Annotated in this window: 1 protein-coding gene; it reads left to right on the forward strand. The window is 59.6% G+C overall.

Going from position 1 to position 1,746, the window contains the following annotated elements; all coding sequences use genetic code 11:
• The coding region (locus AC07R0_RS25655; protein ID WP_495107022.1) for an IS1182 family transposase at positions 1-1,602 on the forward strand (1,602 nt) is incomplete at its 5' end.
• Between the last annotated feature and the right edge of the window lie 144 nt (positions 1,603-1,746).

A 1,746-nucleotide genomic window follows, 5' to 3' on the forward strand; every position in this document is an offset into this window, starting at 1 on the left:
AAAAAAACTCCTGGCACGACGTTTGCGATCCATCCGACCAAGGAGATCGCGACCATGGCCCGCTACAAACCCCAAGACCATAACAGCCTGTTGCTGCCGGTAGTCTTGTCTGAGCAAATCATCCCCGGCAGCTTCGCCTTCGCGCTGAACTACCTGGTCGATCACGAACTCGACCTCAGTGCACTGGACGCGCAATTCAAAAACGATGAAGTCGGAGCCAGCGCCTACGACCCGCGTGTCATGCTCAAGATCGTACTGCTGGCCTACAGCCAAGGCCTACTCTCCAGCCGGGTGATTGAACAAACATGCCAACGCAACGTCCAGTTCATCGCCATCAGTGGCGACAGCCAACCCAGCCATACCCACATTGCCAAGTTCGTAGCCAAGCTCAGCGCCCAGATCAAGCCCTTGTTCAGCCAAGTATTGATGACCTGCGATGCCCAAGGACTGATTGGCCGCGACATGTTTGCCATCGATGGCGTCAAGCTGCCCTCCAACGCCAGCAAAGAGCGCAGCGGTACCCATGAAGAACTGCACCACAGAGCCGAGCGACTGGAGAAGGCCGCCGACAAGATACTGGCCCTGCACCAGGCCCAGGACAAACACGGCATAGACGACGCACTGGAGCCCAAGCGCCAAGCCCGCATAGAGGCCCTGCGCAAAGAAGCCGCACGCACCCGGGAGTTTCTGGCCAATAACACCTCCCGCCAAAACCGCAAAGGCCAGGAACTTAAGACCAATCTCACCGACCCCGAGAGCGCCAAGATGGCCACCAGCAAAGGCGTCATCCAGGGCTACGCGGCGCAGGCTGCAGTGGACAGCGCTCACCAGGTCATTGTGGCGGCCGACGTCATCGGCTCAGGCTCCGAGCAGGCCATGCTGGTTCCCATGATTGCGCAAAGCCAGCCTTACCGGGAAGCCCACACCCTGATCACCGCCGATGCCGGGTACCACAGCGACGCCAATGTGCAGCATCTCAAGGACCACAACATCCCCGCGCTAATTGCCGACAACCAGATGCGCAGCCGCGATGAGCGATTTGCAGGGCAAACCCAACACAAAGGTAAGCCCGACCCGCTGTACGAGAAGCAGGCCACGGGTGAGTCCAAGCCGATCAAGCGCTTTGGCCCCAAGGACTTCCGCTTCAACGACGACAACACCGCCACCTGCCCGGCGGGCCAGTTGATGACCAGCCCAGGCAGCATCCACACCACAGCGACGGGTTTGCAATACCAAACGTACACCGCCAAAGCGGTGGACTGCAACGCCTGCAAACTCAGCGCGCAATGCCTCAAAGGCCTCCTCAAACCCAACGATGGTCGGGGCCGCCAGGTCACCCGCTTTGAGCCCAAGGTGAAAGACCCGACCCATCCGAGTGAACGCATGCGCCAGGCGATTGACTCCCCCAGGGGTAGGCAGCTCTACAGCCAGCGCATTGGCACGGTGGAGCCGGTGTTTGCCAACATCCGGCACAACAAGCGGCTGACCCGTTTGAATCACAGGGGACTCACCAAGGTCAACACGCAGTGGAACCTGTACTGCATGGTGCACAACATTGAGAAGTTGACGAAGACGCAGCTGGGACGGGGGACGGCGCGGTAGGGCGGACGAACCGTCCTATGGAGCCGATGCGGGTGAAATTACGGCACACTGTAGGCATGAACGTCCAATTCACGAAACTCGATCTGCGCACAGGGCAACGCCATAGTTGCGCGTGTGGGAACCGGATTTTTTTACAGCCTCGTT

It is taken from the genome of Rhodoferax sp. GW821-FHT07F03 (assembly GCF_059418745.1).